Here is a 26,121-nt window from a genome sequence, read left to right as displayed (position 1 = left end):
TGAGCCATACACAAATAGTTTCTAACTTTTAAGTTAGTACATACATTAGGCATTCATGCCGTAATATTAAGCTCTGCACTTGCAGTGCAGAGTGGTTAACTCAGTGCATCTTTTAATACATCGGTTACAAGTGATGCATCCATAGAATTAGATACTTTATAACTTAGTATTGCCTTACTATGCCAATCTATAATCGCCACAAGATACATAAATCCTCCGTTAGTTCTAATATAAGTAATGTCACCACTCCACACTTGATTAACATAAGGTACATGAATAGTTCTATTCGTTCCTGATTTGTGCCAGTACGGCTCAAGCAAATAGCTATAAATTTTATGTTGACCATCCTTCACAGAAGTAGATTGCTTTTTATGAGGATGAATAGCTTCTATACCCATTATTCCCATATATTTAAGCACCCTATCTCTGCCCACATTAAAGCCGTCTTCCAATAATTGTTTGTATATATAACGATAACCATACTCAGGGTTATCCGTATATATTTCATCTATTCTATTTAAAATATCAAGATTATATAAGCTCATTACTTTAGCTTTATAATATACTCCAGATCTGCTTATCTTTAATAGTTCACATTGCCTTGTCTTTGCTAACGTACTCAGCTTGGGGTCGACAAGACTTTTCTTATTTGATAAGTCCAAGCTGTTTAGCTTTCCCACCGCCCAGTCCCTCTCGACTGTAGCCTTACCTAATGCTTTTGCAAGTTCATCGTTTTGATTCTTAAGTTCACTAATCTGCCCTTTGTACTCACTAACAGCTTTTGCTGGCTCAAATGCCAATGACGCATTATCTAAAAATTGTCGTTTCCAGTTTTGCATAGTTTTAGCCGTTACTTCATATTTGACCGATAACTGACCTATTGTTGATTCTTCTTTTAACATCTCTAATACTATTTTAGTTTTTGCTTCTGCACTAAAATTTTTAATTTGTTTTTTACCCATTTGTTTCTCTTTAATTTTATTTATTATTCTATACTTATTGAGAAACAAAAATACCTGCTTCTTTGTCTAATTTTTTCAGTCCATTATATATATATTTATTGTCCCACTTTGGGAGAAAAACCCCGCACTTGCAGTGCGTCGTTTCAACATAAATTTTAAATATCTTATCAAGAAAAGATAAGAATGAATCATACAGATATTTTTTAACAAAATCTTACACTTCACAGATATATTCTTTTTGTGTTGTGACACTTTCTAAATGAGCCATACACAAATAGTTTCTAACTTTTAAGTTAGTACATAAATTAGGCATTCATGCCGTAATATTAAGCTCTGCACTTGCAGTGCAGAGTGGTTAACTTCGCTCCGTATCAAAATGCTTGCAAAAATCATCAATTAAGCAGAAAATCTCCGTAAGAGGGATCATAATATATTCTCCAATTTTGTCATTATTATTAGAGAACTTTATAATCCCTCCCTTCTTAATTTTCAAATGTTCTTTCTTACGTCAAACTCAGGTTATTCTAAGGAATTTGAAAGAGATACGGAGCACAAAACTGCAACCTACAAAGACGTACGTGAGGATTTGAGCACCGGTATCACGTACAAATTACCAAAAGAAATTAATTTCGGGAATTGGTATAATAGGCGAATTCGGGATAAGAATTAACTAATTTTTATCCCGAATGGGGGGAGGTTATTAGAATCCCTCTATCTCTACCCTCCAAATCCTTATAAACTTGCTTAACCGTATAAGCATAACTAATAAAAATTTCTGTAACAGCTGTCAATTGATTAAAACCAATCTCTAAGAATAATTTACCATTTTGTTTTAAAAATCCCTTGGCTTCTTTAGCGATTATGTAATATGAAGCTAATCCATTATCTTCAGCAAATAAGGCTAAGTGGGGTTCATATTTCAGGGTCTCAGGAGACATATACACAGTATCATCAAAAGAAATATATGGTGGATTACTTACGATGATATCAAATTCTTGCTTTTCTAGATTATCAAACCAGTTGCTATTAATTATTTTCAATCTATCAATAACTTTATGTTTTATGGCATTTTGACGAGCAATAATAATAGCTTCGTTACTTATATCAGTCGCAGTTACATTGATATTATCATTTATTAGCATTTCCAATAATAAGCTTACAGCAATACAGCCACTACCAGTACCAAGTTCCAATATTGCTAGCTCTGCATTTATTTTTATATCGCTTAAAATTGCATCTACAATAATCTCAGTATCTTGCCGAGGAATAAGTACTTTATCATTTATAATAAACTGGTAACTATAAAATTCTTTATATCCTACAATATAGGCTATTGGCTCTAGTAATGTACGCCTATTAACCAAATCCTCAAAAATAATTTGCTCTTGTTGTGTCAATTCTTCTTCTGACCTTGCTAATAAATATTCAATAGGTTTATCAGTCGCATGTTGAATCAATATGCGTGATTCTAAGCTGGCTGATTTAATACCTACTGTTTGTAATTTGCTAGCAGCATAAATTAAGGATTCTTTTATATTCATGCAATTATTTCTACAATATCCTGTGGCAAAGGTGATTCAAATTCTAATAATTTATCACTTACCGGGTGGGAAAAACTTATATACCAAGAATGTAATGCTTGCCTCTTGAAATCCATTAATTTTTGTGGTACTATGCTAAAATTAGAGTTAACTTTCCTGCTATTTTTGCCATAAGTTTGGTCTCCTACTACCGAATGTTTTAAATGACTCAACTGCACTCTGATTTGATGAGTTCGCCCAGTAGTAAGTCGACATTCTACCATACTTATAATACCATCAAAAAATATTTCCTCTGTTTTATAATGAGTAACCGCCTCTTTGCCACCAAATTTTAGAATAGTCATTTTTTGCCGTGTAATACGGTCTCTACCAATATTATTTCTTATAACTCCCTCTTGCGGATTGATAATACCCCAAACGAGTGCTTTATATTTGCGTATAAGATTACGGCTTTCTATTTGTTTTGCAAGCTGTACATGGGCAAAATTATTCTTTGCTACCACCATAAGACCTGATGTATCTTTATCCAAACGATGAACTATGCCAGGTCTTTCTAACCCTCCTATGCTAGATAAAGATTTTGCATGGTGTAATAAGGCATTTACCAAAGTATCCTGGTGGTTACCACTACCAGGATGGACTGTCATACCAGCTGCTTTATTGATCACCATTAAATCTTCATCTTCATAAAAAATATCAAGTTTAATATCAGCTTCCTGCATTGTTAATGGATCAGGGGCTTTAAAAAATACTGAAATAAGGTCATTCTCCTTGACCTTAAAGTTAGAATCAGAAATAATCAAACCATTAACTTGTACTTGGAAGTCATTTATACTTTTCTGGACTTGGCTTCTAGATGTTTTACTGATAAGGCTTACCAAAGCCTTATCAAGTCTAAACCCATCTAGATTGTTAGGTACGTTATATTCTTCCATCTACTACGAAATATTTTTTAAAATAATAAAATGACTCATTTAACAAAAAAAATCAATCAACTAAAATGGTTGCAAACAATTGGTATAGATTATTATTTGTCAGAATCAACTATTAATCAGCAAAAAATACAGATTAATTCTAATATTAAAGCTAAGCCGATTAGTATTCCACCAGCTCTACCTAGCTCCAACACTCTTAGTCATTCCCGCAATTCTTCATGCCCTATATGGATTGCTTCGTCGGCTACGCCTCCTCGCAATGACGAAAGTACTTTTACCCACACGTCATTGCGAGAAGCCACTTTAGTGGCAGCGAAGCAATCCATCTCTAATTATTCCAGCGATCCTAGTCATTCCCACGTAGGTAAGAAGCCAGAGCATGTACAAAAACAGGATGACATCATTTCCTTGTCTAGAACTTTAGCTGACTCAGCTCGCAATTTAGAAGAATTAAAAAAACTACTAATGGATTTTGATGGTTGTGGTTTAAAGAAATTAGCTAATAAAACCGTATTTGCTGATGGCAATCCACAAAGTTCTATAATGTTTATTGGGGAAGCACCGGGTAGTAGCGAAGATGCACAAGGGATACCATTTTGCGGTGAAAGTGGTAAGTTACTCGATAATGTCTTAGCCTCTATCAATATTTCAAGAGAACATAACGCTTATATTACTAACACTGTATTTTGGCGACCACCAGCCAACCGCCAACCAACGCAAGAAGAAATAGATATTTGCCGACCTTTTGTTGAAAAACATATTGCTTTAATAAACCCAAAACTAATTGTTTTAGTGGGAAATGTCGCGGCAACCAGCTTACTTGGCAAAAATGCTGGTATAAGTAAAATCAGACTAGAATATTATTTATATACCAATCAGTATCTTAGCAAGCCAATTCAAACCACTTCTATCTTCCATCCTGCCTATTTGCTTAGACAACCAATGCAGAAAAAAACCACTTGGTATGATTTACTAAAAATCCATGAATATATCAATACAAGTGGGATATAGGGTGTTGTCAAACTAAACACTCCTAGTTGCTTGTTTCACTCCTTTTCCTACAATGCTATCTTTTATTACTACACCTAGATTAACAACACTTTTAGCAAGTTCTCCAGTAGCTATCGCATTGTTTAAAGTACTTTTAGCTAGAGTAACAACCGCATTACATGCAGCTTCCATCACCTTGCCTACTGCATTTAAAAATGGATTATTTCTAACTGCATCAGCTGAACCTTCAAATATTTTTCCAACTTTCATTAATTGATCTTTGGCAAATTTTTCTAGGCGTCCAATTGGACTCTTTTCATAATTTTCTCTACTCTGTTCATCAGCAAAAGCTTTGATAGGAGAGGCATGCACAGTATCAGTATAATCTGTCACCCCTTGTCTTACTTTATCAAAACCCTTCTTAAAAGCTTGAAAAGCTTCTTGTGCTTGTTCACCTTTCAATTTCTCCAATCCTTTTAATTGTGCAATTTTCTGCAAATTTTCTTCTGCATTTTGTAAATAATTTGCAATTTCACTTAATGCTATGTTTAAATCTTCAAATGGGCCAACACCGCTTCTTGTTCCCACGCCTTGGTCATGAGTCGGGGTTATACTTACCCCCGTAGCTTCTTCCTTATGAGACGGTAGAGAATCCACTTTTGTATTATTATCGTCACTTTCACTCATAATATCCTCTATTTTAATTATACTATTCACCTAGAAGCTATCATAAAAGTAACTGCACCGCAACCACTAAAAATCTAAATCAGCATAACAAGGTGGCGGAGTGAAACCTGGTATTTGGTCATGTAATAAGGAGCGGAAGCCAGGTCTAGATTTGATGATTGCATACCAATGACGAATAGACAGCCATTTGTCCCAATTAATTTCGCCGAAATAATCTAGAACTGATATATGACAGGCAGCAGCTATATCTGCACAACTTAAGGAATTTGAGGCAATAAAGCTACGCTTTTCAAATAAATTTGACATATAGTTTAAATGGTGTGATAGATTATTTTTTGCTGCTCTAAGAAAATCGGTTCTAGGACCACCTAATTGGCAGGATGACCTTACTATTTTTTCATCGATAATAATTTTTGTTACTTCACGGTAAAATTTTTCATTAAACCAACAGAGCAACCTACGAATTTCACATTTAATATCAATATCTTCATCGATAAAATTAAAATTTGGATATTTTTCATGTAAATACTCAGTGATGGGATAAATTCCTGCTATAATTAGAGTGGACACCTCTTGTAAGACAGGTGTCGTCCCCGCCTGATTTAAAGATAAAAATTCCTTATCTCGAAGCCAATAATCCTCCTTAACCATAGTAAACTGCACATCTAGCTCTTTTAAATACAGCCGAACTTGACGTGATAATGGACAAATAGGATAATGGTATAATTTTCTCATATTCCTTATTTAAACATTAAATCTAAAATGCACCACATCCCCATCCTGCATTTTATACTCCTTGCCCTCTAAACGCATTTTACCCATTTCTTTGGCTTTTACTTCCCCATTACACTTTATATAATCCTGATAGCTAATAACTTCAGCCCGGATAAAACCTTTCTCAAAATCAGTATGAATAATACCGGCTGCTTGAGGAGCTAGCGTACCGTTACGAAAAGTCCAGCCATGTGTTTCTTTGGGACCAACAGTAAAAAAGCTTTTTAGATCTAATAAATTATACATTTCTTTTATAATTTTGCTCAGACCTGTCTCCACAAGCCCTATACTATTTAAGAACTCAATTTTTTCTTCTTTACTTTCCAAAACCGCAATATCTGCTTCAATTTTTGATGAGATGAGAACATGTTTTGCACCTTCTTTTTCAGCTTTTTTTGCTACAAGATCAGTAAATTTATTGCCAGTAATTGCATCATTTTCCAAAACATTACAAGCATATAAAACCGGCTTAGAAGTCAATAATTGCAATTGATCTAAAGCCTCTTTACTATAAGTCTTGAGCATGCTACGGACTGGTTTACCTATTGCGAGAGTTGCTTGAATCTCTTTTAATAATTCTACTTGCTCTTTTAAAGCTTTATCGCCTGTTTTCAAACGTTTCTCAGAATTTGTTAAGCGTTTTTCTACCGATTCAAGATCTGCTAAAATTAATTCTGTTTCTATTATCTCAGCATCATATATTGGATCGATCTTATTATGCACATGAGTAATATCTATATCTTCAAAACAACGTAGTACGTGCAAAATAGCATCAACCTCTCGTATGTGAGATAAAAACTTATTACCAAGTCCTTCGCCTTTACTTGCCCCTTTTACCAAACCGGCAATATCGACAACTTCTATATAAGTAGGAATAATTTTAGTAGAATTAGCAATAGCTGCCAACTCATTTAGCCTATCATCCGGTACTGATATTATAGCAGAATTTGGTTCTATAGTGCAGAAAGGATAATTAGCCGCTTCTGCTGCAATACTAGAAGTTAAAGCATTAAATAAAGTTGATTTTCCTACATTTGGTAAACCAACAATACCACATCTTAGTGTCATAAATCTTTCCTTAAATAATATGCTTCCGAATCTTTATCATAGCCACTTCTTACAAGCTCTAATTTAAAACCTAATTTTTCATAAAATGGTTTGACCTGCCAATCAGCAGTATTTAAAGTCATAAATTTACAATTACGCTCTCGTGCTAGATTTTCTGCCTTGGACATTAGAAAAGTACCATAATTCTGACCTCGAAAATCTTCAGAAACCCATAACGTATCAACGTGTAAACAACCATACATAAGTACACCTTTTACACCAGCAACAAAGTTTTTATCCTTATCAAAACATGAGAAGGAAAATGATTGGACAGCATCAAGACCCTTCTTGTTTTTAGCAATTTCATCTAACCCATTCTGCATTGTCTTTGAATATTATGCATCCATGTCATCTGCATAGACACAAGTTAATTGTTGTTTCATATTTAAACGATGCTTCTTTTAAACTCTTCCATTTCACCTGAAAGCAATAAACGGAAATTATTAATTATTACCTCAATGGAATTAACAATAATTTTATACTCTTCTTTAGAAAAAGCAGATAAGACGTAATCAGATACATCATCTTTAGCAACCGGTCTTCCTACCCCAATTCTGATACGGTGATAATCATTTCCTATACACTGATCCAATGATTTTAGACCATTATGTCCACCACTACCACCAGCCAATTTATATTTTATTCTACCAGTTTCTAAATCTATATCATCATGTAAAACGAAAATATTTAGTGGTTTGATATTATAGTAAGAACATATTGCTTGTACTGCCTTTCCAGAAAGGTTCATATAAGTTAGAGGCTTTGCTAATAGTAACTTATGTCCGTCTATTGTCCCTTGTGCAAGTTCTGCATGAAATTTAACTTTGGTATTCCAAGAAATTTTATAATATTCTGATAAATAATCAACAGCCATGAAGCCAACATTATGGCGAGTATTTTGATACTCCTTGCCGGTATTTCCTAAACCTACAACAAGTATATATCCTTTGTCTTCAGATTTAAGCATATTATAATATCATTAGAGAGCGATTTGCACTTATATTTAACCTCATGTAAGACATCGGTTATAAATAGCCTAGGGTGTCCCTGCACCGATGCCATACCTACGAAGCATGGATGACATCGATACAGGGGTTGCATGGACTTCATCCTATATGATAACACCGACTTAAATTTAAGCAGTATAGTCAATTCAGGATGGTATCGTTTTTCGTTATACTGCTCGTAAATGAAGAATTGGTAGACGAAGGTCAACTTCAAGAAGAGCTAGGAGTGTCAAAGTCGAGCAGCGGAGCGTACATTAGTACGTGAGCAGCGGAGATCTTTAGACACGACGACGCCAATTCTTGAAGTTCACCGAGTATACCTTATAGCTTCAACAACAACTACTTTGTCGGCTTCACTTCTTCAGTTACAGCTTCTTCATCTTCTGACTTACTACCCTTACGACCGATTATAGTAGCCATAATAAAATCATTGTTACTAGCTAGCTGGACTCCTTCAGGAAGTTTAATGCTTTTTGCTTTTAAAGACTGACCGATATGCATGTTGGTAACATCAATATTAATATTTTTAGGTATATTATTGACATCACATAAAAGAGTTATAGTTCTTTTTATTATATTGAAGAATCCCCCTCTTTTAACTCCCAAAGCTCTTTCTTTACCTTCATAGACTATTGGTACTTCCATTCTTTGGGTTTTTTCCTCTAAATGGACAAAGTCAACATGCCTAACTATGTCAGTGATAGGATGCAATTCTACAGCCTTTGGTAACACTTTATGCGTTTTACTACCCACTTTAATTTGAATAACTGTAGAGATAAAACCGGGTTTTCTATAATGCTTAGTTATCTCTTTTTCTTCGATAGAAACGGCTAAGGCTTCTTTACCTGCTCCATAAACTATGGCTGGAACCATACCTTTCCTACGTAGTTCTCTTGCGACTCCCGTACCAAATTTCTCCCGCATTTCTGCTGCAAGTTCTAATAGTTCACTCATCTTTTTCTCCTAAGAGCTTTTAAAGCATAGATGATAGTACTAAATGTTAAAAAATTCAAGTATTAATTTGACAAGCAACTTTAAAGCTGCTTACATTAATGCCACAGGGTAATTTCAAAATTGTAATCAATGCTAAAAAAATATCATTGCCTAACTAAAAACGGGTACGATATCTTTTTTGCTTACCCTACTATTTAGTCTCCCCGTCAAAAGTCTAGAAGAATAATATATAATATGCTTAGCAGATAAAAATATATAGAGAATCCATAAGAAAAAGCTATAATATTGGCAAAAAACTTAAGGATTATCTGATTAATGCCGATAGAAAATATAACAAAGTTGCAAAGACAAGGACAACTTTTTGGTTACAAACTGACCGAAGAATTAAACCACAATAATAAATTATATAAATTAAGATCATTAATAAATTGGTCTAGTTTAGAGGAATGGTTGTCAGCAAATGTTGATATTAAGAAATTTGGTAGGAATCGCAGATGTCACCGCCTGATACTTGGGGTGACTATGCTGCAAGCGATGTATAACCTGTCAGATGCAGCGACTGAGGAAGAGTTAAGAGAGAACGTATATTGGCAGTATTTTTGTGGTTGGGAATATTTGCAGAAAGATGCTGAAATATCAGAAGCTAGTATCCGTCGGTTTCGTACTATATTAGGAGAAGATGGCTACAATGAGATATTAAAGGAGCTGATAAGAATCGGATGCAAAGCAGGTGTAGTAAAAAAAAAGACTTAGCATCGATAATAGTTGATACTACTGTACAAATTAAGAATATTAAGTATCCCCATGATGTGTACTTGATGGATAAGGCAAGAATAGAGCTAGTAAAGCTATGTCATGCCTTAGGCATCAAGTTAAATGAAACATATGCCAAGCAATATAAAAGAGATATATTAAAATTATGGAAATATAAGGATAATAGTAAAGCCAAGAAGCGTAAGAAAATAATGAGGCATTTAAAAGTATTACTGGGTCGTTTAGTTAGGATATGTCAGCGAGAAATAGCTAAAGCAAAGTTAAATTTATCGGCAAGACAACAAGAAATACTGAATAAGATAAAAAAGATACAAGTACAATCTATATTGAGTAAAGCAGAAAAAGAACAATATAAAGAAGAGAATAAAATATTATATAGTTTTCATGCACCGGAGGTAGAGTGCATTGGTAAAGGGAAATTAAACAAGCCATACGAGTTTGGTAATAAGGTTTCGATAGCAGTAAGTGGTCGGGGTAACTTTGTATTAGGGACAAAATCTTTTCATGGCAATCCATATGATGGGCATACATTATCGGAGACTGTAGAGATTGTAAAAGAATTAACAGGAGTTGAAGTAGCAAGAACCTTTGTTGACTCAGGTTACAAGGGGAATAATTTTAAGGAGAAGGGCAAAGTGTATAGCCCATATTGCAAGAAGAAACTATCGTCAGATGATAAGGCAATGCTCAAGAGACGGAGTGCCATAGAACCGATAATAGGGCATCTTAAAAGTTATGGTAGAGTTGGCAGAAACTACCTGAAAGGGGTAATAGGAGATGTCATTAATCCGTTAATTTCCGCTGTAGGATTGAACTTACGGTGTATTGCGAATCATTTACTCAAAACAAATTTTTCTACATAGAAATTAGTCAGTAAAAAAATAATCAAATAATTACAAAATCGTTAGTTAACCACTCTGCACTGCAAGTGCAGAGCTTAATATTACGGCATGAATGCCTAATGTATGTACTAACTTAAAAGTTAGAAACTATTTGTGTATGGCTCATTTAGAAAGTGTCACAACACAAAAAGAATATATCTGTGAAGTGTAAGATTTTGTTAAAAAATATCTTATCTTTTCTTGATAAGATATTTAAAATTTATGTTGAAACGACGCACTGCAAGTGCGGGGTTTTTCTCCCAAAGTGGGACAATAAATCATCATGCAAAAATTCTCTAACAATCATCTTTTTGTACCAAAAATTTAAATCAAAAAAATTAAACTCTCAAATTTTATACAAGAATTTTTGGCTAAGGTATTAAATTTTGAATTTTTCTTAATTTTTAGCACTTTTGACGGGGAGACTATTTACTAGAGTTAATAAGGAGGTATTGGTTTTGTCGCATCTATAAATCATACTACATCAAGATTGTTAAAACTAAGGTTTTGGATATTATGATGCCATTAATATAGCAAAATTCTCAAAAGTAGAAAGATTATCATTAGCTCCAATTATTTGTCTTTTTTGCATCATACGAATATTTTCTATACCGGTAATAGTCATTTCTGCAGAATGAAAACTCTTAAAACCAAGCATTGGCTTTGTACGTTTTTTGATAAACCTATGATCTTGTTCTACAAGATTATTCAGGTATTTGGTCTGAATAACCTTAATTTTATAATCTTTAGGAACTTCTGTATTCAAATCATTAAGAGCAGCCGTATTACTACCGCTTTTATCAATTACTACTTTCTCAGGAAAATTATTCTCTCTAAAGGCTTTACGAAAAAATGCAAGTGCTGCAGGCTTGTCTCTATGCTTACGTAGCAGAAAGTCTACAGTATTACCAAGACTATCTAGTGCTCTATATAAGTTAACCACTCTGCACTGCAAGTGCAGAGCTTAATATTACGGCATGAATGCCTAATGTATGTACTAACTTAAAAGTTAGAAACTATTTGTATATGGCTCATTTAGAAAGTGTCACAACACAAAAAGAATATATCTGTGAAGTGTAAGATTTTGTTAAAAAATATCTGTATGATTCATTCTTATCTTTTCTTGATAAGATATTTAAAATTTATGTTGAAACGACGCACTGCAAGTGCGGGGTTTTTCTCCCAAAGTGGGACAATAAACCCATTTACCGTTTAATTTAATATAAGTCTCATCCATTCTCCAACTACTACCAACTGGCTTCTTTCTTTTTCGAACCACCTGATCTATCAATGGTACAAATTTTATAACCCATCTTTGTAATGTAGAGTGATCAATTTTTGCTCCCCTTATACTCATCATTTCTTCCAAATCTCGATAACTTAAAGAAAATCGGCATTTCATATAGACAAATAACATTATTATTTCTGGTGAAGAACAAAATCCTTTGAAATATGATAATAATCTTGCAGTAATACGAAACATTTTAACATCTTTTTTAGATCATTATATCAATCTTTTTTCTATTGTCCAACATATGCGACAGAACCAGAGCAAAATCCTTTAAAATACTTCAAAAGTTTTGGCGATATTTGGAATACCATAATGCTATTTTTTAGCTCCATATACCACATATCATCATACTTGGCAATAGATGCGACATGTATCTTGTAACTGCAGGTCAAATTTAGTACTTGCAAAAACGTCTTCAGAGGAGTTAGCTTACTTCTGAAGGCAGAAAGAGGTGACTCTGTAGATGCGACTAGATACTAAGTCTGCGGTTCTGATAAGAGCCCTCTTTCATATCTCCTAAAGCTGAACAGTATCTTAAGAAAAGCTTATGCTTATTCTGTATAAACATGGTTAGCTAAAGCCTTCTAGTACTTCAAATCAACGGTTTATCAAGGAGGAGTAAATGTCCAAACCAATCCTAGGAGTTGACGTCTCAAAGTTAGATTTATCAATAGCACTACTCGTTGATAAAAAATATTATCAAACAAAAATAGATAATAATCAACAAGGTTTTAAGATGTTTGTTAGGTGGCTTGAAAAACATGATGTTACTAAGGTAGCTGCATGTATGGAAGCTACTGGTAGTTATGGTAAATCATTTGCTGATTTTTTATATAATAATGGTCATGAGGTAAGTGTAGTAAACCCTTCATGCATCAATGCCTTTGCAAAAAGCAAGTTATCACGCCATAAGACTGATAAAGTAGACAGTATGATCATTGCAGAATTCGCAATTAAGAATGATCTGACACCGTATATTCCTACAGATAAAGCATTGCAATATCTACAGGATCTATATCGTTGTATGCAAAATCTCAAGAAGCAACACGCACAAACTCAAAACTACCTTGAACACAAACAGCACTTACCAAAATCAATATGCACTAGTTATGCTAAACTTGCTAAGCATATTAAGAAAGAGATTGAAAATATTGAACTTGAGATAGACAAGATATTGACTAATAACACATCTCTAAAACAGAAGGCAGATAACATGCAAACTATTCCAGGCATAGGTAAGGCTACAGCTGTAGCTATTCTTGCAGAAGCTCCTGACTTAGAATCTTTCAGTAATGCTAGACAATTAGCTGCTTATGCAGGACTTACTCCAAAACATAAAACTTCTGGCACATCTGTCAGAGGAAAAACTTCTATCTCAAAAATTGGTTCTTCTAACTTGCGTAAAGCCTTATACTTTCCTGCTATAGTTGCTAAAAAGCATAACCCACTATTCAAGGAATTTACTCAAAAATTATCTAGTAAGGGTAAACCTGCTAAAGTTATCATTGTTGCTATCATGAGAAAGCTATTACACATAATCTTTGGAGTTGTAAAAAATAAAACCTCATTTAATCCAAATTTAGTGCTTGACTCCTAAGACAGTATCAGAACCTTTCTTAATTTCTTAGTTTGTTGATTTCAGCAATAGATAAACCGGTAGCAATAGATATAGTATTAATATCTATATTCTGAGCTAATAAGTTCTTAGCAACTAATGTCATGGTTTCAGCTTTTCCCTCAGCTTTTCCCTCAGCTTTTCCTCTAGCTTCAGCGGATTCAATCATGAAATCTTCGACAGCTTTGTTATCCATGATGCGTTTAATTTCCTGCTCATAAGCAAGGAGTTCTGCTTCATTCCAGTTAAACTGATTTAATGCTTCATAAGCACGCCCTACTACAAGATCACTACCTATAATTTTCTGCAGGTCAGCTTCACTTGTGTTAGCAGCATATTTAAAAAAATAGCACCATTTTTCGGTAATAGTTTTTAAGTCTTCAATTTTATCTATATTAAATTTTGGTAGTTCAATAAAGCTAAAAGAGAAATCCTTTAAGTCATGTTCAAAAGTAATTTTATCTAGGATAACATGATGAGAGATATAATCAGCTTTATCAGGGAAGATAATATAATCACTAATAGCAATAAAGATGATTTCCTTAAGGTTAGCATAGAGACCATCTTGTTTTTGTCCTTGGTATAGTTGTCGTGAATAAGCTTTAGCGGCATAATATTGAGCTCTTTTCTCAAAGCCTTTAGAAGGGGAGACTTGCATTTCTACGATGATTTGCGTACCATTTTGAGCTTTACAAAGGACATCGACGAGAGATTGTTTTTTATAAGCAATATCAGGATCTTGGACAGGACTTAAGAAAGTCACATCTTGTATTTGGTCATCATCTTTAAATTCCATGATATCATTGATAAAGTGAATAAGAATATCTTTGTTTTTTTCAGAACCAAAGATTTTCTTGAAGGCGACATCATTTTTAGGATCTAGGAACTTTGAAACTGCCATGATTAGTTACCAATACTTGTATGTGCATTGTATTATAATACAAAATATAAAAAAGTAAGTTATAAAAATGGCACCGTCAAGTTAAATAAAGGTTCTGTCGCATTTATACACCATCTTCATGATTTTTACTAAAACTAAGATTTTAGATATTATGCTGCCATTAGCATTTTAAAATTCTCGAAAGTAGATACAAGATTACTAGCTCCCACTATTTGTCCTTTTTGAATCATACGAATATTTTCTATACCAGCGATAGTAATCTTAGCACTACGAAAACTCTTAAAACCTAGCATTGGCTTAGTTCGTTTTTTAATAAATCTATGATCTTGCTCTATCAGATTGTTGAGATATTTATTTTGGAGTATTTTTATCTTTTGTGCCTGAGGTAAGTTTTTATGGTTCTGTCGCATATGTTGGACAATAGAAAAAAGATTGATATAATGATCTAAAAAAGATGTTAAGATGTTTCGTATTACTGCAAGATTATTATCATATTTCAAAGGATTTTGTTTTTCACCAGAAATAATAATGTTATTTGTCTATATGAAATGCCGATTTTCTTTAAGTTATCGAGATTTGGAAGAAATGATGAGTATAAGGGGAGCAAAAATTGATCACTCTACATTACAAAGATGGGTTATAAAATTTGTACCATTGATAGATCAGGTGGTTAGAAAAAGAAAGAAGCCAGTTGGTAGTAGTTGGAGAATGGATGAGACTTATATTAAATTAAACGGTAAATGGGTTTATTTATATAGAGCACTAGATAGTCTTGGTAATACTGTAGACTTTCTGCTACGTAAGCATAGAGACAAGCCTGCAGCACTTGCATTTTTTCGTAAAGCCTTTAGAGAGAATAATTTTCCTGAGAAAGTAGTAATTGATAAAAGCGGTAGTAATACGGCTGCTCTTAATGATTTGAATACAGAAGTTCCTAAAGATTATAAAATTAAGGTTATTCAGACCAAATACCTGAATAATCTTGTAGAACAAGATCATAGGTTTATCAAAAAACGTACAAAGCCAATGCTTGGTTTTAAGAGTTTTCATTCTGCAGAAATGACTATTACCGGTATAGAAAATATTCGTATGATGCAAAAAAGACAAATAATTGGAGCTAATGATAATCTTTCTACTTTTGAGAATTTTGCTATGTTAATGGCATCATAATGTCCAAAACCTTAGTTTTAACAATCTTGATGTAGTATGATTTATAGATGCGACAAAACCAAAAGGAGTGCCTGCAGTATTTATATTTTTAAACAAAAAAACAAACTACAGGCATGAAAAAAGATATCACAGAATTATATAGTTTTATAGATGATTTTTGTAAAATTTATTTGGAGTATGAACAGAGAAAGTTATTACCATCAAATAAGCAAAGAAATCGCTGTTGTAGTATGAGTCTAAGTGAAATGTTAACAATAATAATTATGTTTCATACATCCTATGCTAAGAATTTTAAATTTTTCTATAAAAGTTATATAGAGTGCATGCATAAGGATGATTTTCCCAAAGCCTTGAGTTATAATAGATTTGTTGAATTAATGGCACGATTATTCATACCGCTAAATATGTTGATTCATTTGTTGTTTGGTGAGGAAACAGGTATTTATTTTATTGACTCTACAACGATTAAAGCTTGTCACAATAAAAGGCGTTATAGCAATAAAGTTTTTAAAGGATTAGCCAAACATAGTAAATCCTCTATGGGGTATTTTTATGGTTTTAAATTACATGTAATAATCAATAATAAAGGGGAGTTTATGGCATTAAAAGTGACCAAAGGCAATGTAGATGATAGGGTTCCAGTACCGGAGTTAACAAAAAGATTAACTGGAATTATAGCAGCTGATAAAGGTTATATTAAGCAAAATTTGTTCTTAAATTTATATGAAAGAGGCTTAAAAATGATTCATGGAATTAAGAAGAATATGGAAAATAAATTAATGGATTTGAAAGAAAAAATCTTACTTCGAAAGCGTAACTTAATTGAAACAGTTTTTGATTATCTAAAAAATAAAATGAACCTTGAACATACTAGACATAGATCACCAATAAATGCCTTTGTCCATATATTATCTACTCTTGTTGCTTACTCATTAAAGAAAAGTTAACCACTCTGCACTGCAAGTGCAGAGCTTAATATTACGGCATGAATGCCTCATGTATGTACTAACTTAAAAGTTAGAAACTATTTGTGTATGGCTCATTTAGAAAGTGTCACAACACAAAAAAATATATCTGTGAAGTGTAAGATTTTGTTAAAAAATATCCTATCTTTTCTTGATAAGATATTTAAAATTTATGTTGAAACGACGCACTGCAAGTGCGGGGTTTTTCTCCCAAAGTGGGACAGTTAACCACTCTGCACTGCAAGTGCAGAGCTTAATATTACGGCATGAATGCCTCATGTATGTACTAACTTAAAAGTTAGAAACTATTTGTGTATGGCTCATTTAGAAAGTGTCACAACACAAAAAGAATATATCTGTGAAGTGTAAGATTTTGTTAAAAAATATCTTATCTTTTCTTGATAAGATATTTAAAATTTATGTTGAAACGACGCACTGCAAGTGCGGGGTTTTTCTCCCAAAGTGGGACAGTTAACCACTCTGCACTGCAAGTGCAGAGCTTAATATTACGGCATGAATGCCTCATGTATGTACTAACTTAAAAGTTAGAAACTATTTGTGTATGGCTCATTTAGAAAGTGTCACAACACAAAAAGAATATATCTGTGAAGTGTAAGATTTTGTTAAAAAATATCTTATCTTTTCTTGATAAGATATTTAAAATTTATGTTGAAACGACGCACTGCAAGTGCGGGGTTTTTCTCCCAAAGTGGGACAATAAACCTTCAACAAAATTTGATTTTAATCTACATGTTCACAATATCCTTATCCCGAATTCACGTATCATAGGTCTTGCATTTGGTGGATAATCCATGAAAGAAGGCTTAAGCAATCCACCAGCATTATTAGAAGGTAGTCCATCAAATTGGTCAGCAATAATAGTGATGTTATTATATCCCCTTTCAATTAGATCATAAGCACTCCATAACCCCATAACACCAGCTCCGATAATAGTAATGGGAGTATCGGGTTTTAAATCAGTAGCATATTCTGATTTTTGCAATAATTCATTAACATAAGCAATAGCTCCTGGTGCTAGTGTCCAACCACTACCACTATGACCATAATTATGGACAATAACTTTATCACCTAGCTTAGTAACAGTCATATTTGGTATACCATGCCTCGTAGGGCGATAACATATAATTTTTTGACCAAGATTAACAGCTTCTAGTTTTAGTGGGGCAATTTTTCGTATTTCAGGTTGAGGTTGTTGTTGAGCGTACACCGTTGGTAACATAAATATTAGAACCATAGCAAAAGATTTAACAGAATTAACCAATAGAGTAGGAGGTAGTAACTTTAATAAGGTGACAAACATATTTAACTCATTAATTAAAATTTTTATTAGCAATATATGACCATTTCCTTTCAAACAGTAGTTGAATATATAAGATGTGTTTTAGTAAATAAAGACATAAAATTTTTAGAAGTGCCACTTGCTACTGTTTCTAGGTTTGTTTCCTTTATTTCAGCTATTTTTTCTGCTACATATTTAACAAAAGCTGGCTCATTTTGCTTTCCACGCATTGGAACGGGGGCTAAGTAAGGAGAATCTGTTTCAATTAATAATCTATCTAGTGGAATATAACGTACTATATCCTGTAAACTAGCTGCATTTTTAAAGGTTACAATTCCAGCAACCGATATATACATACCAAGATCAAGCATTTTTTTTGCCAAATGTTTTGAGGAGGTAAAGCAATGAATAAGACCGGTAAATGGTGCATTTTGCATTTCACTGCTTAAAATATCAATAGTGTCTTCTTCTGCTTCTCTTGTATGTACTATAATTGGTAATCCGGTACTTTGAGATGCTTGTATATGCTGCTCAAAAGAGCTAATCTGTTTATTTTTGTCAGATGTTTGGTAATAATAATCAAGACCAGTTTCACCAATACCAATAATTTTGCGGTGATTAGAATAATCCTCAATAGTTTTACACATAGTGATTTCTTTAACTTCATTAGGATGTACGCCGCATGAAGCAAAGATGTTGCTGTATTTTTCGACTATTTCTAAAATGCCTGGTAGTTCCTCAAGGGTAGTACAGATAGTCTGCATGTACTGAACAGCATTATCCTTAGCCCGAGCTATTATTGTTGATAGATATTCTTTCAACATGTTTAAATGGCAATGAGAATCAATTAATATCATGAGCGTGTCCAATTTTTTGAGACTATTATATTAGCAATTTTTTCTACTTCATTAAGTGGGACATAATTATACTGTTCAAGCTGAGTTACAGATTCGTCTAATATTTTCGCTATTCCTAATTCTACCAAATTTTGTGTAAATGATAGATGTTTAGGTAATTTAAAATTACTAGGACAGAATATATAAAGCGGTTTACCAGTAGAAGCTGCCTCACTACACATTGAAATCGAATCAGCAGTGGAAATTATGTAATCTGCCTGTGATAACATACCAAAATAATGGTTAGGTTTAGTGTTTTCCTCTGTTGGATCATAAATAATGGCAGAGGAAGATACATTGTTTTTAATAATTTCTTTTGCTGAATTGGGGGTGCGTCTACTAAAGCTAATAAACAAGTTATATTCTTTGCCTTTTTGTATAAGATTAGATAATATTGTTGCAATTTGGCGAGCATTATCATCGGTAAAAGTATAATTTTTACTATTACCACCGATAATTACTGAGATAAATTTCCCAAGTTTTGGATGATTTTTACGTAATTCAATGCCACCATCCTGTATTTTTTCTTGAACATTGTTTAAAGCCCCAGTAATTCTCAATATACTCGAATCACTGGAGTGCATATTTAGTTCTTCCTTACTAACTTTATCATGGTGTGGTAAAATAATTAGATCAAATTGTTTAAACGGCAGGTTAGGGTGCATAATTTGAACAATTTTTATTCTACCATTAGACTTATGTTTTAAATAACTCGCTAAAGAAGCAGTTCTTCTTCCGGCAGAAATTATTAAGTCTGGGAATCCTTGCCTGTCTGTAATAATTTTCCACGATTGTAATAGTTCCTTTTTTACATGGATAGGGCTGAATCGGAGTAAGAAATTTGGTAAATTACCCCAAAAATTATATTCAATAGGTTTTAATTCATAACCAAGCTTGATATTTTCTGCTAGAGCTATGGCTTGATTGGCATTACCGACGCTACTGTCAGTCAGCACCCAAATTTTAGGTTTAGTAGTATCTATCATATTCTTTTCTATTTAGGCTACTTTATTAATAACTAGTTCACTACCAGTTGATTTGATGTTTACCGTATCACCGCTCATGATACTACTCGAAAGAATCATTTTGGCAAAATGATTCTGTAGTTCTCGTTGAATAACCCTCTTTAATGGTCTAGCACCAAACATTGAATCATAGCCTTTATCAGCAAGGTAATTTATAGATGATTCATCAAATTGCAATGTAATATTTTGTTGCAAAAGAATTTTTTTCAGATTATCCAGTTGTATTTTGACAATATCATGGATGTTGGCACGAGTTAGTTTATGGAATAAAATAATCTCATCTAGCCTATTTAAGAATTCTGGTTTAAATACGGCTCGTACATATTCCATTACTTGTTCTTTGATTTTATGTTGGTCATCTTCTTCTCGTTGATTAATAAGTATTTCAGCTCCAAGATTAGAAGTAAGAACAATAATGGTATTTTTAAAATCAACGACTATCCCTTGACTATCGGTTAGTCGTCCTTCATCTAAAATCTGCAGCATGATGTTAAAAATATCTGAATGAGCCTTCTCCACTTCATCAAATAAAATGACTTGATAAGGTCTCCTACGTACTGCTTCGGTTAAGATACCTCCCTGCTCATAACCAACATACCCTGGAGGAGCTCCAATCAAACGTGATATAGAGTGTTTTTCCATATATTCAGACATGTCAATTCTGAGTATGGCATTACGATCATCAAATAAAAAAAGTGCCAAAGCCTTGGTTAGTTCGGTTTTACCAACACCAGTGGGACCTAAGAATAAAAATGACCCAAGTGGTCTGTTAATATCTTGCAAACCAGCACGAGAACGACGTACAGCATCACTGACTCCTTTTATAGCTTCATCTTGACCAATCACCGATTGACGCAGTTTATCTTCCATCGCTAGTAGCTTTTCACGCTCGCTTGATAGCATTGTATCAATCGGTATACCAGTAATTCTAGATATGATTATAGCTATATCGTTTTCCGATACGACTTCTTTTGATAGTTTGTTATCTCCACCTTCCATTGCTTGTTGTAGTTTCTTAGTTAAATCAGGAATAATACCATATTTCAGCTCACTAGCTCGGGCAAGATCGCTACTTCTTTCTGCTCTTTCAAGTTCTGCTTTAGCTTTTTCTAGCTCTTCTTTTAATTTTTGTTCAATATGTATTTTGGATTTTTCAGCTTGCCAGCTAGCACTCATATCATAAGAAAGAGATTCAAGTTTTTCTAATTCATCGGTTAAGAGGATAATTTTCTTTTTTGAATGTTCATCATTTTCTTTTTTTAGAGCTGCTAATTCAATCTTTATTTGAATAATACGGCGATCAAGTTCATCCAATTCTTCCGGTTTACTAGATAATTCTATTTTTAACCGACTACATGCTTCATCAATTAAGTCAATGGCTTTATCTGGTAAATAACGATCAGTAATATATCTGTTAGATAAAGTACTGGCAGCAACTATAGCACTATCAGCAATTCTTACACCATGATGTAATTCATATTTGTCCTTAATGCCACGTAGAATTGAAATAGTATCTTCTACTGTTGGCTGGCTAACGTAAACTGGTTGAAATCTTCTAGCAAGAGCTGCATCTTTTTCAATATATTTACGATATTCATCTAAAGTGGTAGCACCAATACAATGGAGTTCTCCTCTAGCAAGCATGGGTTTTAGTAAGTTTGATGCATCCATAGCTCCGTCTGTCTTACCAGTTCCTACTAAAAGATGTAGCTCATCAATAAATAAAATAATTTCCCCACTAGAGTTTTTAATCTCATTTAATACAGCTTTTAGTCGTTCTTCAAATTCTCCACGATATTTAGCCCCAGCAATTAAAGCTCCCATATCAAGTTCAATGATACGACAATTTGCTAAAGTTTCAGGAATATCTTGGCTAAATATTCTTTGGGTTAACCCTTCTATTATGGCTGTTTTACCAACTCCTGGCTCTCCTATCAGCACGGGGTTATTTTTCATTCTTCTCGACAAAACTTGCACTGTTCTTCTAATTTCCTCATCTCTGCCAATTATTGGATCAAGTTTACCAAGTTCTGCCAGCTCGGTTACATCTCTACCGTATTTTTTTAGGGCATCGTAACTACTTTCAGAAGATTCGCTATCTGCTTTTTTACCTTTTCTTAACTGTAAAATTGCTACATTTATTTTCTTATTAGTTATTGAATTATCCGATAAAATTTTACCAGCAGAGGTTTTGTCATATGATAAGCCTTCAAAAATTCGCTCAATAGTCACAAAACTATCAGCATTATTCTTGGCAAGCTCTGATGCTTTATCAAGTAATTTTAGTGCTTCCGATGATAGGTAAAGCTGTCCTCCTCCCTCAATTTGTACTTTTGGGATTTTGTTTAATTCTATAGTTAAAGTTCTATTTAAATCGTCTAAGCTACTACCCAAAATATTAATGAGATTAGTAATAACACCACTATCATCGTTTAATAAGCTTGCCAATATATGTAATGGCAATATTTGCTGATGATCATTCTTTGCTGCTAAGCTTTGGGCATTAGAGATAACAGATTTTGCATGTGTAGTAAATTTATTCATGTCCATTTCAATAACCTTATAAATTTTAAATTAATCTCAAATATCGATGTAAGAATAATTATTATTCTTTTTGAAGTTGACCTTCGTCTACCAACTCTTCATTTACGAGCAGTATATGGTTTTGTCGCATCTATAAATCATACTACATCAAGATTGTTAAAACTAAGGTTTTGGACATTATGATGCCATTAACATAGCAAAATTCTCAAAAGTAGAAAGATTATCATTAGCTCCAATTATTTGTCTTTTTTGCATCATACGAATATTTTCTATACCGGTAATAGTCATTTCTGCAGAATGAAAACTCTTAAAACCAAGCATTGGCTTTGTACGTTTTTTGATAAACCTATGATCTTGTTCTACAAGATTATTCAGGTATTTGGTCTGAATAACCTTAATTTTATAATCTTTAGGAACTTCTGTATTCAAATCATTAAGAGCAGCCGTATTACTACCGCTTTTATCAATTACTACTTTCTCAGGCAAATTATTCTCTCTAAAGGCTTTACGAAAAAATGCAAGTGCTGCAGGCTTGTCTCTATGCTTACGTAGCAGAAAATCTACAGTATTACCAAGACTATCTAGTGCTCTATATAAATAAACCCATTTACCGTTTAATTTAATATAAGTCTCATCCATTCTCCAACTACTACCAACTGGCTTCTTTCTTTTTCTAACCACCTGATCTATCAATGGTACAAATTTTATAATCCATCTTTGTAATGTAGAGTGATCAATTTTTGCTCCCCTTATACTCATCATTTCTTCCAAATCTCGATAACTTAAAGAAAATCGGCATTTCATATAGACAAATAACATTATTATTTCTGGTGAAGAACAAAATCCTTTGAAATATGATAATAATCTTGCAGTAATACGAAACATCTTAACATCTTTTTTAGATCATTATATCAATCTTTTTTCTATTGTCCAACATATGCAACAGAACCCCAATAAATTCCTTTGTCCATATATTATCTACTCTTGTTGCTTACTCATTAAAGAAAAATAAACCTTCAACAAAATTTGATTTTAATCTACATGTTCACAATATCCTTATCCCAAATTGACGTAACATACGAAAGTTTAAATCATTCTAAATGGGATTGCAAATATCATATTGTGTTTATTCCAAAGTGTCGTAAAAAAGAATTGTACGGGAAGGTTAGAAAATATCTTGGGAACGTATTCCATGAGTTAGCTTTTCAACGTGGGAGCAAGATCATAGAGGGGCATATGGTACAAGATCATGTGCATATGCTCATTAAGATTCCTCCTAAATATTCTGTAGCTGAAGTAATACCAATTGCAATAATTAACACGGTGTATTTATCCAGTCTCTATACATAATTGATTTTACTAAATCTACATTATGAGCAAGTTGATTCCAAGCGTAACAAGCCATAGTGACGATATCTTCATATACACCATAACATTGGTTAGACAAGTAATGATTCTTGATCCATTCCCAAACTTGTTCCATTGCATTAAGTTCCGGTGCATAGGGCGGAAGCGGTATCAAAGTGATATTGCTTGGCACAGTTAGTTTTTTGGCTGTGTGCCAACCTGCATTATCCGTTAGTAAAGCTATATGTCGGTTGCCTTGAATACTGCGAGAAAGGTCTTCTAAGAATTTATTCATTGCCTGTGTGTTTGCATATGGTAAAATTAATGCAAAAGCTTCTCCTGTATCATGGCAAGCAGCTCCATAAATATATGTTGAAATGAATTGCTGTTGCCGAACTTTACGGGGTCTAGTGCCACGCTTAGCCCATATACGAGTTAAGCTACCTTGTTGCCCAACTCGAGTTTCATCTTGAGACCATATATCAACTTTACATCTATCGATATTTTTTGGTAATAATTCTGTTAACATATCTGGAAAGTTTTTTTATATGTATTTTGAGTCTCTTGATTTGACTTTGGATGCATTGAACGAGAAGTAATCCAGCTAAAACCAAGGCGGTGCATAGTATTGTAGACTGTTTTTAAAGCACATTTAGCACCATATTCCTCAAGTAACATGATATGTAACTCCTTTCCAGTTATATACCCACCAGTTTTACTTTCACTGAGCGTATTGATTTTATCAAAAAGAGCAGACTCTTGTATAGTGTTAATCTTCCTAGGGGCACCGCTTCTTTGTGATTCAAATAATCCTTCAAAACCATGATTCCTAAATCTTCTGAGCCATGATTGCACAGTTTTCCAGTGTGACTTCACTATTTCAGATATGGCTTTAAAAGATTTGCCTAATTGAAGGTGATACATCGCCAATAAACGTATACGATTTCGACCATGCGGCTCATGTTTCATCATTTTTATAAAATCATGACCTTCAAAACCTTGCGGTAATATTAACCTAGCTATTTGATTACCTTTTATCAGTTAAAAAACCATTTTATAACACTGCGTTAATTATTGCAATTGGTATAATAGGCTATATCAAGGGGAAAAGTGCTATAGCCGTTGCTAGGCAGTTTGGTGGACGAAAACGTAATTTTAATGGAGAAAAGTTGTGGGCTAGAGGTTATGCGGTCTCAACTGTAGGATTTGAAGAGAATCAGATCAAACACTACATTAAGAATCAAGAGCAACTTGATAGTTTAGGCTCTGACGAATCAGGAGAATTTTAATTAACAATGGCAGCCCTTTGGGCTGCTCATAACCGTCAAGCCCCTCGCTTTGCGAGGGCGTTCTGACTAAGAACTATAGCTAACCCGTTAAGGTTTTAGATAGCCTTTACGTCATTGCAAGGAGTCACTTCAGTGGTGACGAAGCAATCTAGGAAGGTGTGATTAGCAATGGATTACCACTACACTCACGTGGTCTTGCAATGATGCTTGAGATATCAATAACTTATTATGGTTAGCTATATAAGTCTAAAAAACGTCTATTGCCAAGAGGTGGGGGGCTATTAAAACTAAATAATTTAAAGGTAGAAAATGGTATATTTGATTGACAATATTGATATTAATAATTTATTAAAGGCACGTAGCAAGTTTGAGGATTTTCGTCTTAATTTGGATACTGAACAAAATAAAGCCGGGGCTATTCAAGCATTTGAATATTGTTATGAGTTAGCTTGGAAAACAATGAAGCGATTGTTAGAGGTTCAAGGTAAAAATGTTTACACCCCACGTGAAGTATTTCGTGAATCAGCTGCTGCCGGGTTAATTTCAGATCCTGCTGCTTGGTTTGATTGTATCAAGATTAGAAATCTTACAGTACATACTTATGACGTCAAGAATGTAGAGCAAGTTATTGCAACTTTTGATGATTTTTTTGGCATGTTACATGATTTTTTTAGAAATTTGCAGAGATTGAAATGATCAATCTTGAGCAGAAAGACTTTTTGTTATTAAAATCTATCCTAAAGAAATATCCGTATACATTTCAAGCATACGGTTCTCGTGTTAAAGGTAGTCACAGGAAATTTTCTGATCTTGACCTCTGTGTTATGGAACTAATAAGTGATGAAGAATTACTTAACTTGCAAGAGGAATTAGAAGAATCTAATTTGCCAATTAAAGTAGATGTTAAAAGATGGCTTGTTGATATGAATGAGGATTTTAGGTCGTTGATAGAAAAAGATTTGATACATTTATAACCTCAGTTTTGGATTAAAATTAAAAATTTTAATCCAAAACTGGCTAGAATATCAGAAAAATGCATTCTTGAAGCGGCTAGTACGAATGCATTTTAATCTATTATCGCTAATAATCTTATTTTTATTGGTATAAAAATAAGATTATTAGCAAATAAAATATTTAACAATCAGGCGTCAAACCGCTTTAAGCCT

At 33.5% G+C, this 26,121-nt stretch carries 33 protein-coding genes and 4 pseudogenes; 16 read left to right on the top strand and 21 right to left on the bottom strand.

Annotation, left to right across the window (positions count from 1 at the left end; translation table 11 throughout):
- Positions 1 to 95: 95 nt before the first annotated feature.
- The 4 genes from AAHN00_RS03435 to AAHN00_RS03415 form a co-directional block, all read right to left on the bottom strand.
- Positions 96 to 962 (bottom strand): IS3 family transposase, encoded by an 867-nt coding sequence (locus AAHN00_RS03435; RefSeq protein ID WP_342272136.1) that lies wholly within the window; start codon positions 960 to 962, stop codon positions 96 to 98.
- A gap of 75 nt (positions 963 to 1,037) precedes the next feature.
- Positions 1,038 to 1,214 (bottom strand): hypothetical protein, encoded by a 177-nt coding sequence (locus AAHN00_RS03430; RefSeq protein WP_342272135.1) that lies wholly within the window; start codon positions 1,212 to 1,214, stop codon positions 1,038 to 1,040.
- Positions 1,215 to 1,639: 425 nt separating this feature from the next.
- Positions 1,640 to 2,503 carry a peptide chain release factor N(5)-glutamine methyltransferase gene (gene prmC, locus AAHN00_RS03420; RefSeq protein WP_342272134.1) on the bottom strand — a complete coding sequence of 288 codons (864 nt, stop codon included), beginning with the start codon at positions 2,501 to 2,503 and terminating at the stop codon, positions 1,640 to 1,642.
- Positions 2,500 to 3,438, bottom strand: coding sequence for an RluA family pseudouridine synthase (locus tag AAHN00_RS03415; RefSeq protein ID WP_342272133.1), 939 nt, complete (start codon positions 3,436 to 3,438; stop codon positions 2,500 to 2,502). Before AAHN00_RS03415 ends, prmC begins: the two co-directional genes overlap by 4 nt.
- 30 nt (positions 3,439 to 3,468) lie before the next feature.
- Between AAHN00_RS03415 and AAHN00_RS03410 the strand changes: the two genes are divergently transcribed.
- Positions 3,469 to 4,449 (top strand): uracil-DNA glycosylase family protein, encoded by a 981-nt coding sequence (locus tag AAHN00_RS03410; RefSeq protein ID WP_342272132.1) that lies wholly within the window; start codon positions 3,469 to 3,471, stop codon positions 4,447 to 4,449.
- Positions 4,450 to 4,461: 12 nt separating this feature from the next.
- On the opposite strand, the gene AAHN00_RS03405 is transcribed toward AAHN00_RS03410, so the two are convergent.
- The 6 genes from AAHN00_RS03405 to AAHN00_RS03380 all read right to left on the bottom strand — a co-directional run bounded on the left by AAHN00_RS03405 (position 4,462) and on the right by AAHN00_RS03380 (position 8,957).
- On the bottom strand, positions 4,462 to 5,115 hold the full coding sequence (locus tag AAHN00_RS03405) for a hypothetical protein (protein ID WP_342272131.1): 654 nt from the start codon (positions 5,113 to 5,115) through the stop codon (positions 4,462 to 4,464).
- A gap of 66 nt (positions 5,116 to 5,181) precedes the next feature.
- Positions 5,182 to 5,850, bottom strand: a complete 669-nt coding sequence (locus AAHN00_RS03400; RefSeq protein ID WP_342272130.1) for a glutathione S-transferase family protein — start codon at positions 5,848 to 5,850, stop codon at positions 5,182 to 5,184.
- A 9-nt stretch (positions 5,851 to 5,859) separates the two neighbouring features.
- Positions 5,860 to 6,957 (bottom strand): redox-regulated ATPase YchF, encoded by a 1,098-nt coding sequence (ychF, locus tag AAHN00_RS03395; RefSeq protein ID WP_342272129.1) that lies wholly within the window; start codon positions 6,955 to 6,957, stop codon positions 5,860 to 5,862.
- Positions 6,954 to 7,319: a GNAT family N-acetyltransferase gene (locus AAHN00_RS03390; protein WP_342272128.1), complete on the bottom strand. Its 366-nt coding sequence runs from the start codon at positions 7,317 to 7,319 to the stop codon at positions 6,954 to 6,956. Before AAHN00_RS03390 ends, ychF begins: the two co-directional genes overlap by 4 nt.
- Before the next feature lie 62 nt (positions 7,320 to 7,381).
- Positions 7,382 to 7,963 (bottom strand): aminoacyl-tRNA hydrolase, encoded by a 582-nt coding sequence (gene pth / locus AAHN00_RS03385; RefSeq protein ID WP_342272127.1) that lies wholly within the window; start codon positions 7,961 to 7,963, stop codon positions 7,382 to 7,384.
- A gap of 379 nt (positions 7,964 to 8,342) precedes the next feature.
- On the bottom strand, positions 8,343 to 8,957 hold the full coding sequence (locus tag AAHN00_RS03380; RefSeq protein WP_342272126.1) for a 50S ribosomal protein L25/general stress protein Ctc: 615 nt from the start codon (positions 8,955 to 8,957) through the stop codon (positions 8,343 to 8,345).
- 315 nt (positions 8,958 to 9,272) lie between these two features.
- On the opposite strand from AAHN00_RS03380, the gene AAHN00_RS03375 reads away from it, so the two are divergent.
- The 3 genes from AAHN00_RS03375 (at position 9,273) to AAHN00_RS03365 (ending at position 10,995) form a co-directional block, all read left to right on the top strand.
- The gene (locus AAHN00_RS03375; protein WP_342272125.1) at positions 9,273 to 9,710 is read left to right on the top strand and encodes a transposase; all 438 of its coding nucleotides are present in this window, start codon (positions 9,273 to 9,275) and stop codon (positions 9,708 to 9,710) included.
- Positions 9,677 to 10,594 (top strand): transposase, encoded by a 918-nt coding sequence (locus AAHN00_RS03370; RefSeq protein ID WP_342272124.1) that lies wholly within the window; start codon positions 9,677 to 9,679, stop codon positions 10,592 to 10,594. Before AAHN00_RS03375 ends, AAHN00_RS03370 begins: the two co-directional genes overlap by 34 nt.
- Before the next feature lie 152 nt (positions 10,595 to 10,746).
- Positions 10,747 to 10,995, top strand: coding sequence for a hypothetical protein (locus tag AAHN00_RS03365; protein ID WP_342272123.1), 249 nt, complete (start codon positions 10,747 to 10,749; stop codon positions 10,993 to 10,995).
- A 131-nt stretch (positions 10,996 to 11,126) separates the two neighbouring features.
- Here AAHN00_RS03365 and AAHN00_RS03360 read toward each other — a convergent pair whose 3' ends face one another.
- On the bottom strand, positions 11,127 to 11,555 hold the full coding sequence (locus tag AAHN00_RS03360; protein WP_410521409.1) for an IS6 family transposase: 429 nt from the start codon (positions 11,553 to 11,555) through the stop codon (positions 11,127 to 11,129).
- Positions 11,556 to 11,654: 99 nt separating this feature from the next.
- Between AAHN00_RS03360 and AAHN00_RS03355 the strand changes: the two genes are divergently transcribed.
- Entirely contained in the window at positions 11,655 to 11,828 is a 174-nt protein-coding gene (locus AAHN00_RS03355) for a hypothetical protein (RefSeq protein WP_342271197.1), read from the top strand.
- On the opposite strand, the pseudogene AAHN00_RS03350 reads toward AAHN00_RS03355, so the two are convergent.
- A pseudogene (locus AAHN00_RS03350) lies at positions 11,808 to 12,095 on the bottom strand (IS6 family transposase); the annotation flags it as partial. The gene AAHN00_RS03355 and the pseudogene AAHN00_RS03350 overlap by 21 nt on opposite strands.
- Before the next feature lie 430 nt (positions 12,096 to 12,525).
- Here AAHN00_RS03350 and AAHN00_RS03345 point away from each other — a divergent pair.
- Complete coding sequence (locus AAHN00_RS03345; protein WP_342271057.1) at positions 12,526 to 13,500, top strand: IS110 family transposase; 975 nt, start codon at positions 12,526 to 12,528, stop codon at positions 13,498 to 13,500.
- A gap of 19 nt (positions 13,501 to 13,519) precedes the next feature.
- Here AAHN00_RS03345 and AAHN00_RS03340 read toward each other — a convergent pair whose 3' ends face one another.
- Positions 13,520 to 14,419, bottom strand: a complete 900-nt coding sequence (locus AAHN00_RS03340; RefSeq protein WP_342272122.1) for an Rpn family recombination-promoting nuclease/putative transposase — start codon at positions 14,417 to 14,419, stop codon at positions 13,520 to 13,522.
- Positions 14,420 to 14,568: 149 nt separating this feature from the next.
- A pseudogene (locus AAHN00_RS03335) lies at positions 14,569 to 14,790 on the bottom strand (DDE-type integrase/transposase/recombinase); the annotation flags it as partial.
- Positions 14,791 to 14,881: 91 nt separating this feature from the next.
- Here AAHN00_RS03335 and AAHN00_RS03330 point away from each other — a divergent pair.
- The 5 genes from AAHN00_RS03330 (at position 14,882) to AAHN00_RS03310 (ending at position 17,363) form a co-directional block, all read left to right on the top strand.
- Positions 14,882 to 15,589 carry an IS6 family transposase gene (locus tag AAHN00_RS03330; RefSeq protein WP_342272121.1) on the top strand — a complete coding sequence of 236 codons (708 nt, stop codon included), beginning with the start codon at positions 14,882 to 14,884 and terminating at the stop codon, positions 15,587 to 15,589.
- Between the two features lie 113 nt (positions 15,590 to 15,702).
- Positions 15,703 to 16,536: an IS982 family transposase gene (locus AAHN00_RS03325; protein ID WP_342272120.1), complete on the top strand. Its 834-nt coding sequence runs from the start codon at positions 15,703 to 15,705 to the stop codon at positions 16,534 to 16,536.
- Between the two features lie 87 nt (positions 16,537 to 16,623).
- On the top strand, positions 16,624 to 16,782 hold the full coding sequence (locus tag AAHN00_RS03320; RefSeq protein WP_342272012.1) for a hypothetical protein: 159 nt from the start codon (positions 16,624 to 16,626) through the stop codon (positions 16,780 to 16,782).
- A 170-nt stretch (positions 16,783 to 16,952) separates the two neighbouring features.
- The gene (locus tag AAHN00_RS03315; protein WP_342271455.1) at positions 16,953 to 17,096 is read left to right on the top strand and encodes a hypothetical protein; all 144 of its coding nucleotides are present in this window, start codon (positions 16,953 to 16,955) and stop codon (positions 17,094 to 17,096) included.
- Between the two features lie 36 nt (positions 17,097 to 17,132).
- Positions 17,133 to 17,363, top strand: a complete 231-nt coding sequence (locus AAHN00_RS03310; protein ID WP_342272119.1) for a hypothetical protein — start codon at positions 17,133 to 17,135, stop codon at positions 17,361 to 17,363.
- Here the strand turns inward: AAHN00_RS03310 and AAHN00_RS03305 are convergent.
- From AAHN00_RS03305 to AAHN00_RS03285, 5 genes are all read right to left on the bottom strand, one after another.
- A complete protein-coding gene (locus AAHN00_RS03305) occupies positions 17,309 to 17,908 on the bottom strand; it encodes an FAD-dependent oxidoreductase (protein WP_342272118.1) in 600 nt (199 codons plus the stop codon). The genes AAHN00_RS03310 and AAHN00_RS03305 overlap by 55 nt on opposite strands.
- Before the next feature lie 17 nt (positions 17,909 to 17,925).
- On the bottom strand, positions 17,926 to 18,708 hold the full coding sequence (locus AAHN00_RS03300) for a TatD family hydrolase (protein ID WP_410521426.1): 783 nt from the start codon (positions 18,706 to 18,708) through the stop codon (positions 17,926 to 17,928).
- Complete coding sequence (locus AAHN00_RS03295) at positions 18,708 to 19,736, bottom strand: mitochondrial fission ELM1 family protein (RefSeq protein ID WP_342272116.1); 1,029 nt, start codon at positions 19,734 to 19,736, stop codon at positions 18,708 to 18,710. The genes AAHN00_RS03300 and AAHN00_RS03295 overlap by 1 nt, the downstream gene beginning before the upstream one ends.
- A 12-nt stretch (positions 19,737 to 19,748) precedes the next feature.
- Positions 19,749 to 22,325 (bottom strand): ATP-dependent chaperone ClpB, encoded by a 2,577-nt coding sequence (gene clpB, locus AAHN00_RS03290; protein WP_342272115.1) that lies wholly within the window; start codon positions 22,323 to 22,325, stop codon positions 19,749 to 19,751.
- A gap of 171 nt (positions 22,326 to 22,496) precedes the next feature.
- Positions 22,497 to 23,204 (bottom strand): IS6 family transposase, encoded by a 708-nt coding sequence (locus AAHN00_RS03285; protein WP_342272114.1) that lies wholly within the window; start codon positions 23,202 to 23,204, stop codon positions 22,497 to 22,499.
- 41 nt (positions 23,205 to 23,245) lie between these two features.
- Here AAHN00_RS03285 and AAHN00_RS03280 point away from each other — a divergent pair, with 41 nt between their 5' ends.
- Both AAHN00_RS03280 and tnpA read left to right on the top strand, forming a co-directional pair.
- Positions 23,246 to 23,389, top strand: coding sequence for a hypothetical protein (locus tag AAHN00_RS03280; protein WP_342272113.1), 144 nt, complete (start codon positions 23,246 to 23,248; stop codon positions 23,387 to 23,389).
- Positions 23,361 to 23,621 (top strand): annotated as a pseudogene (tnpA, locus tag AAHN00_RS03275) (IS200/IS605 family transposase); the annotation flags it as partial. The gene AAHN00_RS03280 and the pseudogene tnpA, both read left to right, overlap by 29 nt.
- 13 nt (positions 23,622 to 23,634) lie before the next feature.
- Here the strand turns inward: tnpA and AAHN00_RS03270 are convergent.
- On the bottom strand, positions 23,635 to 24,195 hold the full coding sequence (locus AAHN00_RS03270) for an IS630 family transposase (RefSeq protein ID WP_342270961.1): 561 nt from the start codon (positions 24,193 to 24,195) through the stop codon (positions 23,635 to 23,637).
- Positions 24,189 to 24,638, bottom strand: a complete 450-nt coding sequence (locus tag AAHN00_RS03265; protein WP_342271056.1) for a helix-turn-helix domain-containing protein — start codon at positions 24,636 to 24,638, stop codon at positions 24,189 to 24,191. The genes AAHN00_RS03270 and AAHN00_RS03265 overlap by 7 nt, the downstream gene beginning before the upstream one ends.
- Before the next feature lie 113 nt (positions 24,639 to 24,751).
- Between AAHN00_RS03265 and AAHN00_RS03260 the strand changes: the two are divergent.
- The 3 genes and pseudogenes from AAHN00_RS03260 to AAHN00_RS03250 all read left to right on the top strand — a co-directional run.
- A pseudogene (locus tag AAHN00_RS03260) lies at positions 24,752 to 24,955 on the top strand (transposase); the annotation flags it as partial.
- Positions 24,956 to 25,264: 309 nt separating this feature from the next.
- On the top strand, positions 25,265 to 25,651 hold the full coding sequence (locus tag AAHN00_RS03255; RefSeq protein ID WP_342272112.1) for an HI0074 family nucleotidyltransferase substrate-binding subunit: 387 nt from the start codon (positions 25,265 to 25,267) through the stop codon (positions 25,649 to 25,651).
- Positions 25,648 to 25,929: a nucleotidyltransferase domain-containing protein gene (locus AAHN00_RS03250; protein WP_342259582.1), complete on the top strand. Its 282-nt coding sequence runs from the start codon at positions 25,648 to 25,650 to the stop codon at positions 25,927 to 25,929. Before AAHN00_RS03255 ends, AAHN00_RS03250 begins: the two co-directional genes overlap by 4 nt.
- Positions 25,930 to 26,121 lie beyond the last annotated feature (192 nt).

The organism is Candidatus Tisiphia endosymbiont of Parasteatoda lunata, from assembly GCF_964030955.1.
Taxonomy (GTDB): Bacteria; Pseudomonadota; Alphaproteobacteria; order Rickettsiales; family Rickettsiaceae; genus Tisiphia.
This window is presented reverse-complemented; position numbering and strand designations above follow the sequence as displayed.

Excerpts from the sequence above, each read along its gene's own strand:
- AAHN00_RS03435 (WP_342272136.1), bottom strand. The coding sequence starts at position 962 with ATGGGTAAAAAACAAATTAAAAATTTTAGTGCAGAAGCAAAAACTAAA.
- prmC (WP_342272134.1), bottom strand. The coding sequence starts at position 2,503 with ATGAATATAAAAGAATCCTTAATTTATGCTGCTAGCAAATTACAAACA.
- AAHN00_RS03415 (WP_342272133.1), bottom strand. The coding sequence starts at position 3,438 with ATGGAAGAATATAACGTACCTAACAATCTAGATGGGTTTAGACTTGAT.
- AAHN00_RS03410 (WP_342272132.1), top strand. The coding sequence starts at position 3,469 with ATGACTCATTTAACAAAAAAAATCAATCAACTAAAATGGTTGCAAACA.
- AAHN00_RS03405 (WP_342272131.1), bottom strand. The coding sequence starts at position 5,115 with ATGAGTGAAAGTGACGATAATAATACAAAAGTGGATTCTCTACCGTCT.
- AAHN00_RS03400 (WP_342272130.1), bottom strand. The coding sequence starts at position 5,850 with ATGAGAAAATTATACCATTATCCTATTTGTCCATTATCACGTCAAGTT.
- ychF (WP_342272129.1), bottom strand. The coding sequence starts at position 6,957 with ATGACACTAAGATGTGGTATTGTTGGTTTACCAAATGTAGGAAAATCA.
- AAHN00_RS03390 (WP_342272128.1), bottom strand. The coding sequence starts at position 7,319 with ATGCAGAATGGGTTAGATGAAATTGCTAAAAACAAGAAGGGTCTTGAT.
- pth (WP_342272127.1), bottom strand. The coding sequence starts at position 7,963 with ATGCTTAAATCTGAAGACAAAGGATATATACTTGTTGTAGGTTTAGGA.
- AAHN00_RS03380 (WP_342272126.1), bottom strand. The coding sequence starts at position 8,957 with ATGAGTGAACTATTAGAACTTGCAGCAGAAATGCGGGAGAAATTTGGT.
- AAHN00_RS03375 (WP_342272125.1), top strand. The coding sequence starts at position 9,273 with ATGCCGATAGAAAATATAACAAAGTTGCAAAGACAAGGACAACTTTTT.
- AAHN00_RS03370 (WP_342272124.1), top strand. The coding sequence starts at position 9,677 with ATGCAAAGCAGGTGTAGTAAAAAAAAAGACTTAGCATCGATAATAGTT.
- AAHN00_RS03345 (WP_342271057.1), top strand. The coding sequence starts at position 12,526 with ATGTCCAAACCAATCCTAGGAGTTGACGTCTCAAAGTTAGATTTATCA.
- AAHN00_RS03340 (WP_342272122.1), bottom strand. The coding sequence starts at position 14,419 with ATGGCAGTTTCAAAGTTCCTAGATCCTAAAAATGATGTCGCCTTCAAG.
- AAHN00_RS03330 (WP_342272121.1), top strand. The coding sequence starts at position 14,882 with ATGTTTCGTATTACTGCAAGATTATTATCATATTTCAAAGGATTTTGT.
- AAHN00_RS03325 (WP_342272120.1), top strand. The coding sequence starts at position 15,703 with ATGAAAAAAGATATCACAGAATTATATAGTTTTATAGATGATTTTTGT.
- AAHN00_RS03320 (WP_342272012.1), top strand. The coding sequence starts at position 16,624 with ATGGCTCATTTAGAAAGTGTCACAACACAAAAAAATATATCTGTGAAG.
- AAHN00_RS03295 (WP_342272116.1), bottom strand. The coding sequence starts at position 19,736 with ATGATAGATACTACTAAACCTAAAATTTGGGTGCTGACTGACAGTAGC.
- clpB (WP_342272115.1), bottom strand. The coding sequence starts at position 22,325 with ATGGACATGAATAAATTTACTACACATGCAAAATCTGTTATCTCTAAT.
- AAHN00_RS03285 (WP_342272114.1), bottom strand. The coding sequence starts at position 23,204 with ATGTTTCGTATTACTGCAAGATTATTATCATATTTCAAAGGATTTTGT.
- AAHN00_RS03270 (WP_342270961.1), bottom strand. The coding sequence starts at position 24,195 with ATGTTAACAGAATTATTACCAAAAAATATCGATAGATGTAAAGTTGAT.
- AAHN00_RS03265 (WP_342271056.1), bottom strand. The coding sequence starts at position 24,638 with ATGATGAAACATGAGCCGCATGGTCGAAATCGTATACGTTTATTGGCG.
- AAHN00_RS03255 (WP_342272112.1), top strand. The coding sequence starts at position 25,265 with ATGGTATATTTGATTGACAATATTGATATTAATAATTTATTAAAGGCA.
- AAHN00_RS03250 (WP_342259582.1), top strand. The coding sequence starts at position 25,648 with ATGATCAATCTTGAGCAGAAAGACTTTTTGTTATTAAAATCTATCCTA.